The organism is Pseudomonas saudimassiliensis (assembly GCF_000939975.1).
Lineage (GTDB): Bacteria > Pseudomonadota > Gammaproteobacteria > Pseudomonadales > Pseudomonadaceae > Halopseudomonas > Halopseudomonas saudimassiliensis.
In genome coordinates this window covers 487888-503639 of record NZ_LK391969.1, presented here as the reverse complement: position 1 = coordinate 503639, position 15752 = coordinate 487888, and the positions used below count along the sequence as shown (strand labels likewise).

Here is a 15752-nt window from a genome sequence, read left to right as displayed (position 1 = left end):
CGTCCTTGGAAGGAGAAAAGAGAACGCCCTTATAGTTGACGGAGCCGCGAGCAACAATGTGACCGTTGCGGTTCTGTGCAGTTGCTCACAGGGCAAGGGGGCGGAATGTGAACTCCATCTACTGATCGTCGGCCGGCGGTACAAATCCCTCCGGCGTCTTGCCCTGCAGGTGCCAGGCAAACGCGATGATCTCGGCGATGGTGCGGTACAGCGCTTCGGGGATCTGGTCGCCCAGTTCCATGCGCGTCAGCATGCTTGCCAGGTCGGCGTTTTCATAGATGGGCACCTCATGCTCCAGCGCCAGCTGGATGATGCGTTCGGCCAGGTCCCCTTCGCCCTTGGCGGTAACGGTGGGAGCCTGTTCGCCGCCCTCATAGAGCAGCGCGATGGCTTCGCGGTGGTCGCTCATCAGGTTACCTCGTCGATCCAGCGTTGTTGTACCGCCTGCCGCGGCGGCGGTGGGCTGCCGCGGTGGACGCTGAGTTCGCCTACTTCCAGGCCGCGGGTCAGCAGCCGGTCCCGCAGTCGGTCCATCTCGGCGTTGATGCGTAGCAGGGTATCGCTCTGCTCAGCCCAGAATTCGCTGCTCACGCGGCCCTTGTAGAGCCGGGCAATGGTCTGCATCGGGCCGAGCTGGTCCAGATTGAAGGCCAGGCGTATTTCCCACTGCGGCGCCGGTTCGGTCTGGCGGGAGCCGGGCGCGGCCTGGTCGCGCTGGATGCGCATTTGCACCTGGGTGAACTGCGGGCCGTCACGCAGGGGGATTTCCAGCTGCCAGACAGTCTGGTTGCTGCCGTCGGCGAAGCTCTGGGTCTGGCCCAGGCTTTGGAACTGATGGTGCTGGATGCGTGAGAGGAGGGCGGCGGTCAGGCGCAGCAGGCTGCCCAGGTCAGGCGCGTCGCTCAGGGCCTGCAGCGTGCGCGAGGGCAATGGGAACAGCCCGGGCTTGACCGTGAGCGCGGCCTGCCAGGGTCCCGGTGGCAGGGTCGCCAGGCGCTGTGCCTCAGGCGGCAATTGTTGCTGCAGGGTAACCAGCAGATTGAGCAAGCTCGCCTTGAAATCTGCACCTGGCAGCGGCTCGGTGCCGGGTGGCGTGGCCAGGCTCGCCAATAGCGGCAGGACGCGCGTCAGTGGTGGCAGCAGGTTCTGCTGCAGCGGCTCGGCGGCGGAGGTGTTGCTTGGCGTGGCGCCGGCACGCAGGGCCAGACTCAGCTGCGCCAGCCCGGCCTCGAGAAAGACGCCACTCTGGCGTACCGCCTGAGCCACCCCGGCGGGTGTGCTCAGGTACTCCGGCGTGCTGACGTGGGCCAGGACCTGGCGCATGCCGGCCTGCAGCAGCGGTGGCAATTCGGGGAGCGCCGCCAGCGTGGTGAGTAGGCGCAGCATGGGCTCTGAGGAGGCCTGGTGCTGCAAGGTGGTTCGCATGCCCTGCAGCAGGTCCAGTTGCCGGACCTGCTCGGTGACCGAGGTGGCCCGCAATTCGCCCTTGCTGCCGACCATGGCGGTCAACAGGCTGCCCGGAGCGGCGGGGCGGGCACTGTCGAGGCTGAGCACTGCGCCTGCCGCGGGCCCCTGCAACAGGCGAGCGAGAATCGCGAAGCGGGCTTGTTCGCTGCCGGTGGACACCGCCTGACTGTCGATGATGCGGGCCTGCACCAGGGTGCCCAGTGGAAACAGCTGCGGGTCCAGCTTGCTGAGCGGTGGTTGCCCAGCCTGCTGGCCGGCGGCGCTGTCCAATACGGCCAGCAGGCGGGTGGAGCTGACCGCCTGTACGGTCAGGCTGGTGCCCGCATCCAGCGGCTGGCGACTGGTCACGCTGACCTCGGTCGGCGGCAGGCCGGCTTTGGCCAGCCGTAGCAAGATTTCGAACTGGCCGGATCGGGGCTGGCTGTCGACCACCTGGGCACGGGCGCTTTCACCCGGTGCAAGCGTCTGTGCGGCAATCGGACGCAGCAGCTCCAACGCCACCGCGGAGGTCACCGCAGCCGCGGCTGAAGCCCCTGTTCCAGGGCGGTTGGCGGTGATCGGAGGCAGGTTCAGATCCGGCGTCATCTGTGTCACATATTGATGTAAATCAGGCACCTCTGGGTAGGGGTGCTATGTATAATGGCGCCAGTCACGCAGGTGCCTGCCGCCCCTGGAGTATAGCGGCAGCGCGCTGGTAAACATGAGTGAAGGATATTCGCTTCCCCGATGGTTTGGAGTACAAGTGAAGCCACTGCCTGTTGAGTTGGACAGTCTGGCCTGCGAGCGGGACCAGCGCGAGCTGTTTGCTTCGCTGTCGTTGCGACTCGAACCCGGGGAGATACTGCAGGTGGCCGGACCCAACGGGTCAGGCAAGACCAGCCTGCTGCGTATTCTGGCCGGCTTGCTGCCAGCCTCCGCCGGGGACATCCGCTACGGCGGCAACTCGATCTTCAGCGGAGCCGGCCAGGAAGACTGGCGCCGCCACCGGATGTTCATCGGTCACGCCCCGGCGGTCAAGGGTGCGCTGACCGCCGAGGAGAACCTGAGCTGGCTCTGCGCCTTGAGCGAGCCGGTCGGGGCCGAGGCGATCTGGGCGGCGCTGGACCAGGTCGGCCTGCGCGGGTTCGAGGATATTCCCTGCCACAACCTGTCCGCAGGCCAGCATCGCCGGGTGGCGCTGGCCCGGTTGTATCTGGAACAACACCCGGTATGGATTCTGGATGAACCCTTCACCGCTATCGACAAAGCCGGTGTCACGAGCCTGGAACAGCATATCCTGCAGCATGCGGCCGGGGGCGGCATGGTGATCATGACCACCCACCATGGGCTGGAACATCTGCCGGGCGTACGCCGGCTCGACATGGGGCAGCTCAACTGATGCGGCGCGTTGTGTGGTTGCTGTTCTGCCGCGAGTGGCGGCTGGCCTGGCGCCGACCGGGGGATCTGCTCAACCCGCTGGTGTTCTTCGCCCTGGTGGTGAGCCTGTTTCCGCTGGCAGTGGGGCCGGAGCCGTCCATGCTGCGCAGCATGGCACCGGGGGTGATCTGGGTGGCGGCGCTGTTGGCCACGCTGCTGTCGCTTGACGGATTGTTTCGCAGCGATTACGACGATGGTTCGCTGGAACAATGGGTGCTGTCACCGCATCCGCTGGCGCTCATGGTGCTGGTCAAGGTGCTGCATCACTGGCTGGTTTCGGGGCTCGCGATGGTGGTGCTGGCGCCGCTGTTCGGCCTGATGCTGGCCCTGCCGCTGTCGTCGCTGCCGGTGCTGGTGCTGACGCTGTTACTGGGCACGCCGATACTGAGCCTGCTGGGCGCAGTGGGCGCGGCCCTGACCGTTGGCCTCAAGAGCGGCGGCGTATTATTGGCGTTGTTGATCCTGCCGCTGTACATCCCGGTACTCATTCTCGGTACCGGAGCGATGGACGCGGCGCTGCAGGGCATGCCCGTGACCGGCTACGCCCTGTGGCTCGGTTGTCTGGCCATGCTGGCATTGAGTCTGGCGCCGATAGCCATTGCTGCCGGATTGCGAATTGGAGTGAGTGAATGAACTGGCGTTTTTTCCACAAGTTGGGTTCGCCCAAATGGTTCCATGACATCAGCGGCCGCTGGCTGCCCTGGTTTGCGGTCGCCGGGGTGCTGTTGCTGCTGGTCGGCTGCATCTGGGGACTGTTCTTCGCACCCCAGGATTACCAGCAGGGCAACAGCTTCCGGATCATCTACATCCATGTGCCGGCCGCCTTCGTGGCCCAATCCTGTTACATCATGTTGGCGGTCGCTGGCATAGTCAGCCTGGTCTGGCGCATGAAGCTGGCGGATGTCGCACTCAAGTGCGCCGCGCCCATTGGCGCTTGGATGACCTTTGTCGCGCTGCTGACCGGGGCTATCTGGGGCAAGCCGACCTGGGGCACCTACTGGGTCTGGGACGCGCGACTGACCTCCATGCTGATCCTGCTGTTCCTGTATTTCGGCATCATTGCCCTGGGCCAGGCGATCAGCAACCGCGAGACCTCGGCCAAGGCCACGGCGGTGCTGGCAATTGTCGGGGTGGTCAATATCCCGATCATCAAGTATTCGGTGGAGTGGTGGAACACCCTGCACCAGCCGGCCACCTTCAAGATTACCGAGAAGCCGGCGATGCCGGTGGAAATGTGGCTGCCGCTGCTGCTGATGGTGCTGGGCTTCTATGCGCTGTTCACCGTCAGCCTGCTGATGCGCATGCGGTTAGAGGTATTGCGGCGTGAGCACAAGACGCGCTGGGTGCGCGAGGTGCTGGAGAAATCATCATGAATAATCTGGCTGACATGCTGGCAATGGACGGGCACGGTGTCTACGTGTGGTCGTCCTATGCCATCACCCTGGTCGTATTGGCGTTGAACGTGGTACAGCCCTGGCTGGCCCGTCGTCGTCTGGTCAATGAAGAGGCGCGTCGCCGCCGTCGGGAGGTTGAATAATGCATCCGCAGCGCAAGAAACGCCTGTTGTTGATTCTGTTGGTCGTGGTTGGAGTCTGTGTCGCCGTGGCATTGGCCCTTGGCGCCCTGAAGCAGAACATCAACCTGTTCTACACGCCTACTGAAATTGCCTCCGGAATGGCGCCCCAGGATGCCCGTATCCGTGCCGGCGGCATGGTAGTGAACGGTAGCGTGAAACGCGCCCCCGACAGCCTGGAGGTGATCTTCGAGGTGACCGATGGCGGTGAGCAGGTGATTATTTCCTATAGCGGCATCCTGCCGGACCTGTTCCGGGAGGGGCAGGGCATCGTGGCGCTTGGTCGGTTGAACGAAGACCGGGTGTTGATGGCCGATGAAGTCCTGGCCAAGCACGACGAGGAATACATGCCGCCGGAAGTGGCCCAGGCGCTGGAAAAAGTGGAACACATGAAAGTTGAAGGCTATACGCCTTCTGCCAACTGATCCGGAGGTCGCATGATTCCCGAGCTTGGCCAGATTGCCCTGATCATTGCCCTGGTGCTGGCGCTGCTGCAGGCCACCATTCCGCTGTATGGCGCCTGGCGCGGCGATACCCTGGCGATGGGCTTTGCCCAGCCGGCGGCATTGGCACAGTGCCTGTTCGTGCTGTTCGCCTTCATCTGCCTGGTGCATGCCTTCGTCACTAATGACTTCAGCGTCACCTATGTGGCACTCAACTCCAACTCGGCGTTGCCCTGGTATTACCGGGTCAGCGCAGTGTGGGGTGGCCACGAGGGGTCGCTGTTGTTGTGGGCCTTGATCCTGGCGGCCTGGACCTTTGCCGTGGCGATCTTCTCCCGGGATCTGCCGGAAGAAATGCTTGCCCGGGTGCTGGCAGTGATGGGTATGATCAGCGTCGGCTTCCTGCTGTTCATGTTGATGACCTCCAACCCCTTCGATCGTCAGCTGCCGTTCTTCCCGGCCGACGGCAATGACCTCAACCCGTTGCTGCAGGACTTCGGGCTGATCGTGCATCCGCCGATGCTCTACATGGGCTACGTGGGTTTCTCGGTCGCCTTCGCCTTTGCCATCGCCGCGCTGCTCGGCGGCCGTCTGGACGCTGCCTGGGCGCGCTGGTCGCGGCCCTGGACCATTGTTGCCTGGGCCTTCCTCGGGCTGGGTATCGTGCTGGGCTCCTGGTGGGCCTACTACGAGCTGGGTTGGGGTGGCTGGTGGTTCTGGGATCCGGTGGAAAACGCTTCCTTCATGCCCTGGCTGGTCGGCACCGCGCTGATCCACTCGCTGGCGGTGACGGAAAAACGCGGCGTCTTCAAGAGCTGGACGGTGTTGCTGGCCATCGCCGCGTTCTCTCTCAGCCTGCTGGGAACCTTCCTGGTACGCTCGGGCGTGCTGACCTCGGTGCATGCCTTTGCCACCGACCCGGAGCGGGGTGTCTTCATCCTCGGCTTCCTGCTGGTCGTCGTCGGCGGTTCGCTGGCGCTCTATGCGGTACGGGCACCGGTGGTCAAGAGCCAGATTGGTTTCGCCCTCTGGTCGCGGGAAACCTTCCTGCTGATCAACAACGTCATCCTGGTGGTGGCCACGCTGATGGTGCTGCTGGGCACCCTGTACCCCATGGCGCTGGATGCCTTGACCGGGACCATGGTGTCGGTGGGCCCGCCCTATTTCAATGCGCTGTTCGTCCCCCTGATGGCGGTGCTCATGCTGGCGCTGGGCGTCGGCATCATGAGTCGGTGGAAGGACACCCCGGTCAAGTGGCTGGCGGGACAGCTGAAGTGGGTTGTAGTGTTGTCCGCGCTGGCAGCCATCGGCGGGGCGGTGTGGATCGGCGATCACCATCTGGCCGTCGGCAGCATGTTGTTGTTGGTGCTCTGGGTAGTCGGCGCCAGCCTGCGCGATATCCTCGACAAGTCGCGCAACAAGGGTCTGGTGCGCGGTGTGCGCGCCTTGCCCCGCAGTTACTGGGGGATGACCCTGGCCCACGTCGGCATCGCGGTTTGCGCTGTGGGTGTGGTCGGTGCCAGCCTGTTCGACAGCCAGCGCGACCTGCGCATGGCGCCGGGCGATGCGCTGGAACTGGGCGGCTACCGTTTCGTGTTCCAGGGCGCGGACCATCTGGAAGGGCCAAACTGGATTTCCGATGAGGGAATCGTCGAGGTGTATCGCAACGAGCGTCGCATCACCACCCTGACCCCGGAAAAGCGCCTGTACACCGTACAGAACATGCCGATGACCGAAGCCGGTATCCACCCGGGTTTTACCCGCGACCTGTTTGTCGCCATGGGCGAGCCGCTGGAAAATGGCGCCTGGGCCATCCGCGTCCACATCAAACCCTTCGTGCGCTGGATCTGGGGAGGCGGGCTGCTGATGACCTTCGGTGGTCTGCTGGCGGCCAGTGACAAGCGTTATCGCCTGAAGGTGCGCCAACGGCGCACCGTGCCCCAGGCCGCGACAGCAGGGGAGACCGCCTGATGCGCAGATACTGGAAGTTGATTCCGCTGATATTGTTCGTGCTGCTGCTGGGGCTGTTTCTCAAGGCGCTGAATGACAAGAAGAACCAGCAGGATCTGGCCATTGACCCCAGCACCTTGCCGTCGGCGCTGATCGACAAGCCCTTCCCGGATTTCTCGCTGGCGTCGGTGGAAGCGGATGGCCCGACACTTACCCGCGCCGACCTGCTCGGCCAGCCTGCGCTGGTCAACGTCTGGGGCACCTGGTGCGTTGCCTGCCGGGTCGAGCACCCGGTGCTCAACCGCCTGGCGGAGCAGGGCGTTGTCATCCACGGGGTGAACTACAAGGACAACACCGAGGACGCGCGGCAGTGGTTGAAGGAGTTCCACGATCCCTACCAGCTCAATATCAGTGATGCTGAGGGGCGCCTCGGCCTGGACCTGGGCGTATATGGTGCGCCGGAGACCTTCCTGATCGATGCCGAGGGCGTCATCCGCTACAAGTTCGTCGGTGTGGTGGATGATCGGGTCTGGGAAACGCAACTGGGCCCGCGCTACCAGGCCCTGGTTGATGAAGGAGCAACACCATGATTCGCTGGCTGAGCCTGCTGCTCGCCCTGACCCTGGCACCCCTGGCCCTGGCGGCGATCGATACCTACGAGTTCGAGACCGAGGCGCAGCGTGAGCAGTTCTACAAGGTGAGTTCGGAGCTGCGTTGTCCCAAGTGCCAGAACCAGAACATCGCCGATTCCGATGCGCCGATCGCCATGGACCTGCGCCGGGAGGTGTACCGCATGGTCACCGAGGGCAAGGGCGATGAGCAGATCGTCGACTTCATGGTCAGCCGCTACGGCGACTTCGTGCGCTACAAGCCCGCCCTGACCCCGGCCACCGTGGTGCTCTGGTTCGCGCCGGCGGTGCTGCTGCTGGGTGGCTTCGTATTCCTTATCGTCCTGCTACGCCGTCGCCAGCGCGCGCTGCGTGATACCGCAGCGCAGCAGCTGAGCGCGGAAGAGCAGCGACGTCTGCAATCCCTGCTGGAAAGAGAAGAAGACGCCTGATGATTGATTTCTGGTTGTATAGCGCGCTGCTGATCCTGGCGGGCATGCTGGCGGTAGTCTGGCCGATCTGGACCCTGCGCCACAGTCGCAAGGCCGACCGCACCGCGCTGAACGTCGCTTTGTATGAAGAGCGGGTGGCCGAGTTGGGTAGCCAACTGGCCGCCGGTGAGGTAACCGTTGAGCAACATGACTCGGCGCTTGAAGAAGCGGGCAAGCTGCTGCTGGAAGATACCGCCCGGGCGGATGGGGAGCGCCGGCCGACGCGACGCGGTGGGGCCTGGCCGCTGGTGGTGTCCGCCGGCGTGCTGCCATTGGTGGTCATTGCACTCTATTTCAGCTGGGGCAACCCTGCCGGTGTGCAGTTGGTGCGGGAAATGGCCGACAACCCGGTGCCGGAAGACCTGGATGGCTATATCGACCGCATGGAACGTATCACCGACGTGCAGCCGGAGAACGGTGAGGTCTGGTACATGCTGGGTCGCGCCTATCTCGGAGCCCAGCGCCCCCAGGAAGCGGCTGGCGCCTTCGCGGCCAGCCTGCAGCGTCTTGGTGAGCGGCCGGAAGTGCTGGCACAGATGGCCCAGGCGCAATTCTTCGCCAACGGCAACCAGCTCGATACCGATTCGGTAGCGGCCCTGGACCGTGCCCTGGAGCTGAATCCCAACGAGCCCACCGCCCTTGGACTGCTGGGCATCGCGGCCTTCGAGTCCGGTGAATATGCCGGTGCGATCGGTTACTGGGAGCGGCTGCTGGCCGGTATGCCCCCGGGCAGCGAAGGCGCCATGGCGATCCAGGGCGGTATCGATCGGGCGCGTGAGCGCATGCAGGAGGCGGGCACGACCTCGGCCGACACCGCGGCGGCAGCTGAGCAACAGCTTAAGATCAGCGTGCGGGTGGAGCTGGCCGACGAGCTGGCCGAAGCCTTCGGCGATGATGCGGTGGTCTTTGTTTCCGCGCGTGATCCGCAGGGCCCACCCATGCCATTGTTTGCCCAACGCCTGAGCAAGGCTGAGCTGCCGGCGGAGGTGGTGCTGGATGCCAGTGACGCGCTGATGCCCGGTATCCAGCTGCAACAGGGACAAACCCTGCAGCTGAGCGCGCGCATCTCTGCTAACGGTGACGTCATGCAGGCCAGCCATGAATCCCGTGCGGTGACGCTCACCGCCGGCGACGAGTCGGACAAACCCACCGTACTGCAGATCGACCGCACCCTCTGATCTTTCCTTCCAGGGGCCCGGCCCGAGCGGGCCCCTGTTTAGCGTTCAACTCGCTTACATTGTCAGCGCTTGCATGTGCAAGCCTCTGTGTTGGCACGCCCCTGCTACGACACGCGGTGAACCTATCCCTGGGGGCTCGTTGTACCATCCTTCGCATCAAACGATCGTAGCAGGGCGTACTACCGCAACGGCAAAAACTCGGAGCCACGAAGGGTTTACTTCCTGCATGACCTTGCACGGACCTGCAGTCCCTGGAAGTTTTACGCCCATCTGCGAGTACAAAAAAACCGCCGTCACTGGGACGGCGGTTCGGTCATGCCAGGTGGCGGATCAGATGCCGAACACCAGGAACATCAGATAGTAGGCCAGTACCCCGACAATGATGACTCCGGCGATATTCAGCTTGAAGCCGGCGGAAATCATGTCGCCGATCTTCATGTGGCCAGTACCGAACACGATGGCATTGGGCGGTGTGGCGACCGGCATCATGAAGGCGCAGCTGGCGGCGACGGCGGCGGGTACCGCATACAGGATAGGTGACACGTCCTGGGCCATGGCCAGTGCGCCCATCAGCGGGAGGAAGGCAGCGGCGGTGGCGGTATTGCTGGTGATCTCGGTGAGGAAGATGATCACGGCGGTAATGACCAGTACGATAACCAGCGTGGGTAGCATACCTATCACCGACAGCGACTCGGCAATCCATACTGCCAGGCCGGAGGAGGTGATGACCGCGGCCAGGGACAATCCACCGCCGAACAGCAGCAGTACGCCCCAGGGCATCTTGGATGCGGTGTCCCAGTCCATCAGGTTGCCCTTTTCCCGGTCAACCGGAATCAGGAACATGATGATGGCCGAGGCGATGGCGATAATGGTGTCGTTCAGCCAGGGAATCAGCGAGCTGGACAGCAGCGGCTGGAATATCCAGGCGGCGGCGGTCAGCAGGAAGACGACGGCAATGGTCTTTTCCCCACGGCTCATGGGACCCAGATCGCTGAGTTGCTTCTGCAGCAGTTCGCGACTGTTGTTTTCCGCCTTGAGGCCGAAGTCCTTGCGCGCCAGCATGAACCACACGGTAACCAGCATCAGCACCGAAATCGGTACGCCAACCAGCATCCACTGGCCGAAGCCGATGTGAATATCATGGTTCTCGGCCAGGTAAGCGACCAGCAGCGCGTTGGGCGGCGTGCCGATGATGGTCCCGATACCGCCCACACTGGCGGCATAGGCGATGGCCAGCAACAACGCAGTGGCAAACTTGCGCACGGCGGTCGGATCATCATTCTCGAACATGCTGACTACCGACAGGCCAATCGGCAGCATCATGATGGCGGTAGCGGTGTTGCTCACCCACATGCTGAGGAAGCCGGTGGCAATCATGAACCCGGCGATCTGCTGGCTCGGCTTGCTGCCGACCGCCAGCAGGGTCATGAGCGCGATACGCTTGTGCAGATTCCAGCGCTGCATCGCCAGGCCCAGCACAAAACCGCCCATGAACAGGAAGATCGTGGGATTGGCGTAAGGGGCCGTGGCCTGGGCGACGGTGCCGATGCCCAGGGCGGGAATCAGGACGATGGGTACCAGGGAGGTGGCAGGGATCGGAATCGCTTCGGTGGCCCACCAGGCGGCCAGCAGCATCATCAGGCCGGCTGCTTTCCAGGCGGCATCGCTCATGCCTTCGGGAGCGGGAACCACCAAGGTCATGATCAGCAGCAGGGCGCCGACGATCAGGCCGATTGCACGGCTGGCAGTCCATCCGCCAGATTGGGATTCGTTTGTTGTCGTGGCAGACATTCTCTTATCCAATTTCGAGTTTTATGTTTTTGGCCTTACTTATGCAGCGCGCTGGCCATGGCGCTGACTACCACCAGTAAAGCCCATTGCCTCAATACCTGCCTTGCAGAATAGAGCCCGCCCATGCAGTGGATGCCAATGCCTGGTCATGGGGCTTCTATTCAGGGAGCAATACAGGTAAAAAGGGACGTTTCTTCTTCCGCAATTATCCGCCCGGTGACTGTCACACGCTCACCGATGGCAAGGGAATGACATTCTTCAATGCGACTCAAGTGCATCAAACTGGCGGGCTTCAAATCCTTCGTGGATCCTACCACAGTTTTCTTTCCCACCAATATGGGCGCGGTTGTCGGGCCCAATGGCTGTGGCAAGTCGAACATTATTGATGCGGTGCGCTGGGTGATGGGCGAGAGCTCGGCGAAGAACCTGCGCGGCGAGTCGATGACGGACGTCATCTTCAATGGCTCCAACAGCCGCAAGCCAGTAGGGCAAGCGTCGATCGAGCTGATTTTTGATAACAGTGACGGGACCTTGCAGGGCGAGTATGCGGGCTACAACGAGATATCCATCCGCCGCAAGGTAACCCGGGAGGCACAAAACCAGTACTTTCTCAATGGGACCAAATGCCGACGCCGGGATATCACCGATATATTCCTCGGAACCGGTTTGGGGCCACGCAGTTATTCCATCATCGAACAGGGCATGATCTCCAAGCTTATCGAGGCCAAGCCCGATGAGCTGCGGCTGTTTATCGAGGAAGCGGCGGGCATTTCCAAATACAAGGAACGCCGCCGCGAGACGGAAAATCGTATTCGCCGCACCCATGAGAACCTGGAACGCCTGACCGACCTGCGCGATGAGCTGGAGCGGCAGTTGGCGCACCTGCACCGGCAAGCCCAGGCCGCAGAGAAGTACAAGACCTTCAAGGCCGAAGAGCGCCAGTTGAAGGCCCAGCTGCAGGCGCTGCGCTGGCAGACGCTGGATGCCCGGACCAGTGAGCGCGAACACCAGGTTCGCAGCCTGGAAGTGGCACTGGAGGCGGTTATCGCCGAGCAGCGCAACGCCGACAGCGAGATCGAGAAACAGCGGGACCGGCATGCCGAGCTGAACGAGGGTTTCAATCAGGCCCAAGCGCGCTATTACAGCATCGGCGCGGACATCAGTCGCATCGAACAGGTGCTGCAGTTCAACCGCGACCGTCAGCGCCAGGTGCGTGATGATCTGGCGCTGACCGAGCAGGCCTGGCAGGAGGCGCAGAGCCACCTGACCCAGGACCAGGCCCTGCTCGGTGATCTGCGTGCGGAGCTGGATGCCATCGAGCCGGAGCTGGAATTGGCCGCCGCGGCGGACGAGGACAATGCGGCCCGCTTGGTGGAAGCCGAAGCGGCGATGCAGGGTTGGCAGGCCGGTTGGGACGAGTTCAACCAGCAGGCCTCGACGCCGCGCCAGCAGGCGGAAGTGGAGCAGTCGCGCATACGTCACCTTGAGCAGAGCATCGAGCGCTTCGGTGAGCGGATCCAGCGCCTGGAGGAGGAGCGGGCCGGGCTGTCGGCCGGTTCGCTCGACGCCGAGTTGGAAGAGATCGACGAGCAACTGGCCGAACTGGAGATGCGCGGTGAGGGCGACCAGCTCAGTCTCGACGACCTGACCGATACCCTGGCCCAGGAACGTGACCTTCTCGCTGCGCTGACGCAGGAGCAGGATATCCGCCGCGGTGAGGTCCAGCGCCAGGGTGGGCGCCTGGCTTCGCTGGAGGCGCTGCAGCAGGCAGCGCTGGATCAGGGTAGTGGCGTACAGCAGTGGCTGGGCGAGCACGGCCTCGACAGTGCCACGCTGTTGGCCGAACAGTTGCGGGTGGAGCCTGGCTGGGAGCGGGCGGTGGAGACCGTGCTGGGCGCGGACCTGCATGCCGTCAGCCTGCCGGCGCTGGATGCCTTCCACGACGCGATCGACAGCTTCGGGCAGGGCGACCTGCGGCTGGTTGATCGATCCGCGGGCAGCAGCGCCAGCGCGGGTGTGACCGCAGGCGCCTTGCTGGGCAAGGTTGAATCGCCCCTTAATCTCGCTCCCTGGCTGGCCGGTATCCGCACCGCCGGCACCCTGAAGGAGGCGCTGGATCTCCGGTCGTCCCTGGCCAGTCACGAGTCGGTGGTGACACCGGCCGGGCATTGGCTGGGTCCGAATTGGCTGCGCTACCAACAGGGCGATGACCAGGGCGCTGGCGTGCTGGCCCGCCAGCAGGAAATCGAGGCGCTGCAGGTCGAGCTGGAACAGCAGCAATCCGCCTTGGCCGAGAGCGAGCAGCGCCTGGCCGCATCGCGCGAGCAGATCCGCCAACTGGAATTGCGCCGGGACGGCTTGCAGCAGGGGCTGGCGCAACTCGGCCGCGAGCAGGGCGAGCTGAAGGCCCAGCGCTCGGCGCGCCAGGTGCGACTGGAGCAGGTGATTGCGCGGCGTGAACGTATCCAGGCCGACCTGCTGGATATCCAGGCGCAACGTGCCGAGGAGCTGGAAGAGCTGGGCGAAGCCCGGATGGTATTGCAGGAGGCGTTGGACCGCATGGCCGCCGATACCGGCCAGCGGGAGCAGCTGTTGCAACAACGTGACCGGGTCCGCGAGCAGTTGGAGCAGGCCCGCCAGCAGGCGCGGACCCAGCGGGATCGCGCCCATCAACTGGCTCTGCGCAGCCAGTCCTTGCGCGCCCAACTGGAGTCGACCAGCCAGGGGCTGGAGCGTCAGCAGATCCAGGCCGAACGCCTGGCCGAACGTCGCGAGCAGCTGCAGATGTCACTGGAAGAAGCCCAGGGTCCTGAAGAGGACCAGCGCATGGAGCTGGAATCGCTGCTGGAACGCCGCCTGCAGGCCGAGCAGGACCTGGGTGCTGCCCGCCAGGCGCTTGAGCAGGTTGACCAGCAGATGCGCGAACAGGAGCGGCGGCGCAGCCAGGCGGAGCAGCAGGCCCAGCTCTTGCGCAGCCAGCTGGATGAACAACGGTTGCTGGCGCGGGACATGCAAACCCGCCGCCAGGGACTGCAGGAGCAATTGCTGGAAGCCGGTTACGATCTGCAGGGGGTGCTGGCGACCTTGCCGGAGGCGGCCAGTGAGGCAGACTGGGAGCAACAGCTGGCGCGTCTGGATGGCCAGATCCAGCGCCTGGGGGCCATCAACCTGGCGGCGATCGAAGAGTATGAACAGCAATCCGAGCGCAAGAACTACCTGGACGCGCAGAACGCGGACCTGGTAGAGGCGCTGGATACACTGGAGCAGGTCATCCGCAAGATCGATCGGGAAACCCGCAGCCGCTTCAAGGAGACCTTCGACAAGGTCAATGGTGGGTTGCAGAACCTGTTTCCGAAGGTATTCGGCGGCGGCAGCGCCTGGTTGGAGCTCACCGGCGACGACCTGCTGGATACCGGTGTCACCATCATGGCACGGCCCCCGGGCAAGAAGAACAGCACCATTCACCTGTTGTCGGGTGGGGAAAAGGCGCTGACCGCCATCGCCCTGGTGTTCTCGATCTTCCAGCTCAATCCTGCCCCATTCTGCATGCTTGATGAGGTAGATGCGCCGCTCGACGACGCCAACGTCGGACGCTACGCGCGGATGGTCAAGGAGATGTCCAGCCGGGTGCAGTTCATCTATATAACCCACAACAAGATCGCCATGGAAATGGCCGATCAGTTACTGGGCGTAACCATGCATGAACCAGGCTGCTCCCGGCTTGTCACAGTCAATGTCGAAGAGGCGGCGGCGTTGGCGGAAGCATAGTGTCGGTTGATGCTCCTTGCGGTCGCGGCTACAAGAGACCCTGGCATCTGCACAACATCGCTCGAGCGTGTTACTGTCTCGCATGTATACAGGGGTGTGGCTAAAAAGACGACACTCCGGGAGTCCTGCTCGGGGATTCTCCAACGGTTTGGCATAACGGGAACTGCATATTCATGGATTTTGGTTTGCGAGAGTGGCTAATCATTATCGGCCTTCTGGTCATTGTGGGGATTCTTTTTGATGGGTGGCGGCGCATGGGCGGCCGGTCCCGAATCCGCTTCAAGCTGGAACGCAACTTCAAGGATCTGCCGGAAGGGGCGAGCGACGAACTGCTCGGCCCGGCCCGCGTCATTACACGCGGCGAGCGGGCGGAGCCGTCCTTCGGCGAGGAGCTTCCGGAACGGGATGGCGGCTTCAATGCCGCTGACGTACCGCAACCCGAGCAGGTAGGTCTGGATCTGGATGAGCCCGCGCCGGTGGCGGAACCCGCGCCCCGTGCGCAGCCCATCCGTAGCGCGCGCAATCGCCGTGAGCCGGTTGCCGAGCCGGCGTTGTCGGCTACCGACGCTCCCTCGGCGCCCGCCCCCGAGCCGGCCGCGCCGGAAGAAGTGCTGGTCATCCTGGTTGTGGCTCGCAGCGAGGAGGGTTTCTCCGGCGCCGCCATGATGCAGAGCATCATGGAAAGTGGGCTGCGCTATGGCGACATGAATATCTTCCATCGCCATGAAAGCATGACCGGCAATGGCGACGTTCTGTTTTCCATGGCCAATGCCCTCAAGCCGGGCACCTTCGACCTGGATGAGCTCGAGCACAGCCATGTGCGCGCAGTGACCTTCTTCATGGGCCTCCCCGGACCGCGCCATCCGAAACAGGCGCTGGACCTGATGATTGCCTCGGCGCGCAAGCTGTCGCAGGAACTGGGTGGGGACCTCAAGGATGAAAACCGCAGCGTACTGACGGCGCAGACCATCGAACATTACCGCCAGCGTATCGCCGAATTCGAGCGCAAGCGCTTCGGTCTGCGCCGCTGATCCCTCCGCGCAGGGGACCTGGAACGGTCGAGCTCC

At 63.6% G+C, this 15752-nt stretch carries 14 protein-coding genes; 11 read left to right on the top strand and 3 right to left on the bottom strand.

The features are described 5' to 3' along the window. Nucleotides 1-118 precede the first annotated feature (118 nt). The gene (locus VG99_RS02435; protein WP_044498162.1) at nucleotides 119-409 is read right to left on the bottom strand and encodes an EscU/YscU/HrcU family type III secretion system export apparatus switch protein; all 291 of its coding nucleotides are present in this window, start codon (nucleotides 407-409) and stop codon (nucleotides 119-121) included. Then, nucleotides 409-2052, bottom strand: a complete 1644-nt coding sequence (gene fliK / locus VG99_RS02430; RefSeq protein ID WP_082049968.1) for a flagellar hook-length control protein FliK — start codon at nucleotides 2050-2052, stop codon at nucleotides 409-411. The genes VG99_RS02435 and fliK overlap by 1 nt, the downstream gene beginning before the upstream one ends. 157 nt (nucleotides 2053-2209) lie before the next feature. Between fliK and ccmA the strand changes: the two genes are divergently transcribed. From ccmA to ccmI, 9 genes are read left to right on the top strand one after another with little or no spacing between them, the layout of a single operon-like run. Further along, nucleotides 2210-2845, top strand: a complete 636-nt coding sequence (gene ccmA, locus VG99_RS02425) for a cytochrome c biogenesis heme-transporting ATPase CcmA (RefSeq protein WP_239419782.1) — start codon at nucleotides 2210-2212, stop codon at nucleotides 2843-2845. After that, nucleotides 2845-3516 carry a heme exporter protein CcmB gene (gene ccmB, locus VG99_RS02420; protein ID WP_044498159.1) on the top strand — a complete coding sequence of 224 codons (672 nt, stop codon included), beginning with the start codon at nucleotides 2845-2847 and terminating at the stop codon, nucleotides 3514-3516. The genes ccmA and ccmB overlap by 1 nt, the downstream gene beginning before the upstream one ends. Continuing rightward, nucleotides 3513-4256: a heme ABC transporter permease gene (locus VG99_RS02415; RefSeq protein WP_044498158.1), complete on the top strand. Its 744-nt coding sequence runs from the start codon at nucleotides 3513-3515 to the stop codon at nucleotides 4254-4256. Before ccmB ends, VG99_RS02415 begins: the two co-directional genes overlap by 4 nt. After that, nucleotides 4253-4420 (top strand): heme exporter protein CcmD, encoded by a 168-nt coding sequence (gene ccmD / locus VG99_RS02410; RefSeq protein WP_044498157.1) that lies wholly within the window; start codon nucleotides 4253-4255, stop codon nucleotides 4418-4420. Before VG99_RS02415 ends, ccmD begins: the two co-directional genes overlap by 4 nt. Next, nucleotides 4420-4881 (top strand): cytochrome c maturation protein CcmE, encoded by a 462-nt coding sequence (gene ccmE, locus VG99_RS02405; RefSeq protein WP_044498156.1) that lies wholly within the window; start codon nucleotides 4420-4422, stop codon nucleotides 4879-4881. Before ccmD ends, ccmE begins: the two co-directional genes overlap by 1 nt. A 12-nt stretch (nucleotides 4882-4893) precedes the next feature. Then, the gene (locus VG99_RS02400; protein WP_044498155.1) at nucleotides 4894-6870 is read left to right on the top strand and encodes a heme lyase CcmF/NrfE family subunit; all 1977 of its coding nucleotides are present in this window, start codon (nucleotides 4894-4896) and stop codon (nucleotides 6868-6870) included. Beyond that, nucleotides 6870-7439 carry a DsbE family thiol:disulfide interchange protein gene (locus VG99_RS02395; RefSeq protein ID WP_044498154.1) on the top strand — a complete coding sequence of 190 codons (570 nt, stop codon included), beginning with the start codon at nucleotides 6870-6872 and terminating at the stop codon, nucleotides 7437-7439. Before VG99_RS02400 ends, VG99_RS02395 begins: the two co-directional genes overlap by 1 nt. Beyond that, a complete protein-coding gene (locus VG99_RS02390; RefSeq protein WP_044498153.1) occupies nucleotides 7436-7909 on the top strand; it encodes a cytochrome c-type biogenesis protein in 474 nt (157 codons plus the stop codon). Before VG99_RS02395 ends, VG99_RS02390 begins: the two co-directional genes overlap by 4 nt. After that, nucleotides 7909-9126 (top strand): c-type cytochrome biogenesis protein CcmI, encoded by a 1218-nt coding sequence (gene ccmI, locus VG99_RS02385; RefSeq protein ID WP_044498152.1) that lies wholly within the window; start codon nucleotides 7909-7911, stop codon nucleotides 9124-9126. The genes VG99_RS02390 and ccmI overlap by 1 nt, the downstream gene beginning before the upstream one ends. A 330-nt stretch (nucleotides 9127-9456) precedes the next feature. Here the strand turns inward: ccmI and VG99_RS02375 are convergent, their stop codons facing one another. Beyond that, nucleotides 9457-10917 carry an SLC13 family permease gene (locus VG99_RS02375; protein WP_044498150.1) on the bottom strand — a complete coding sequence of 487 codons (1461 nt, stop codon included), beginning with the start codon at nucleotides 10915-10917 and terminating at the stop codon, nucleotides 9457-9459. 261 nt (nucleotides 10918-11178) lie between these two features. Between VG99_RS02375 and smc the strand changes: the two genes are divergently transcribed. Together smc and zipA are read left to right on the top strand one after the other, a co-directional pair. Further along, on the top strand, nucleotides 11179-14685 hold the full coding sequence (gene smc, locus VG99_RS02370; RefSeq protein ID WP_044498149.1) for a chromosome segregation protein SMC: 3507 nt from the start codon (nucleotides 11179-11181) through the stop codon (nucleotides 14683-14685). A 173-nt stretch (nucleotides 14686-14858) separates the two neighbouring features. Then, nucleotides 14859-15716 (top strand): cell division protein ZipA, encoded by an 858-nt coding sequence (gene zipA / locus VG99_RS02365; protein WP_044498148.1) that lies wholly within the window; start codon nucleotides 14859-14861, stop codon nucleotides 15714-15716. The last annotated feature ends 36 nt before the right edge of the window (nucleotides 15717-15752 follow it).

What these genes read in the sequence shown, in the direction of transcription:
- VG99_RS02435 (WP_044498162.1), bottom strand. Translation starts at nt 409, where the DNA reads ATGAGCGACCACCGCGAAGCCATCGCGCTGCTCTATGAGGGCGGCGAA.
- fliK (WP_082049968.1), bottom strand. Translation starts at nt 2,052, where the DNA reads ATGACGCCGGATCTGAACCTGCCTCCGATCACCGCCAACCGCCCTGGA.
- ccmB (WP_044498159.1), top strand. Translation starts at nt 2,845, where the DNA reads ATGCGGCGCGTTGTGTGGTTGCTGTTCTGCCGCGAGTGGCGGCTGGCC.
- VG99_RS02415 (WP_044498158.1), top strand. Translation starts at nt 3,513, where the DNA reads ATGAACTGGCGTTTTTTCCACAAGTTGGGTTCGCCCAAATGGTTCCAT.
- ccmD (WP_044498157.1), top strand. Translation starts at nt 4,253, where the DNA reads ATGAATAATCTGGCTGACATGCTGGCAATGGACGGGCACGGTGTCTAC.
- ccmE (WP_044498156.1), top strand. Translation starts at nt 4,420, where the DNA reads ATGCATCCGCAGCGCAAGAAACGCCTGTTGTTGATTCTGTTGGTCGTG.
- VG99_RS02400 (WP_044498155.1), top strand. Translation starts at nt 4,894, where the DNA reads ATGATTCCCGAGCTTGGCCAGATTGCCCTGATCATTGCCCTGGTGCTG.
- VG99_RS02395 (WP_044498154.1), top strand. Translation starts at nt 6,870, where the DNA reads ATGCGCAGATACTGGAAGTTGATTCCGCTGATATTGTTCGTGCTGCTG.
- VG99_RS02390 (WP_044498153.1), top strand. Translation starts at nt 7,436, where the DNA reads ATGATTCGCTGGCTGAGCCTGCTGCTCGCCCTGACCCTGGCACCCCTG.
- ccmI (WP_044498152.1), top strand. Translation starts at nt 7,909, where the DNA reads ATGATTGATTTCTGGTTGTATAGCGCGCTGCTGATCCTGGCGGGCATG.
- VG99_RS02375 (WP_044498150.1), bottom strand. Translation starts at nt 10,917, where the DNA reads ATGTCTGCCACGACAACAAACGAATCCCAATCTGGCGGATGGACTGCC.
- smc (WP_044498149.1), top strand. Translation starts at nt 11,179, where the DNA reads ATGCGACTCAAGTGCATCAAACTGGCGGGCTTCAAATCCTTCGTGGAT.
- zipA (WP_044498148.1), top strand. Translation starts at nt 14,859, where the DNA reads ATGGATTTTGGTTTGCGAGAGTGGCTAATCATTATCGGCCTTCTGGTC.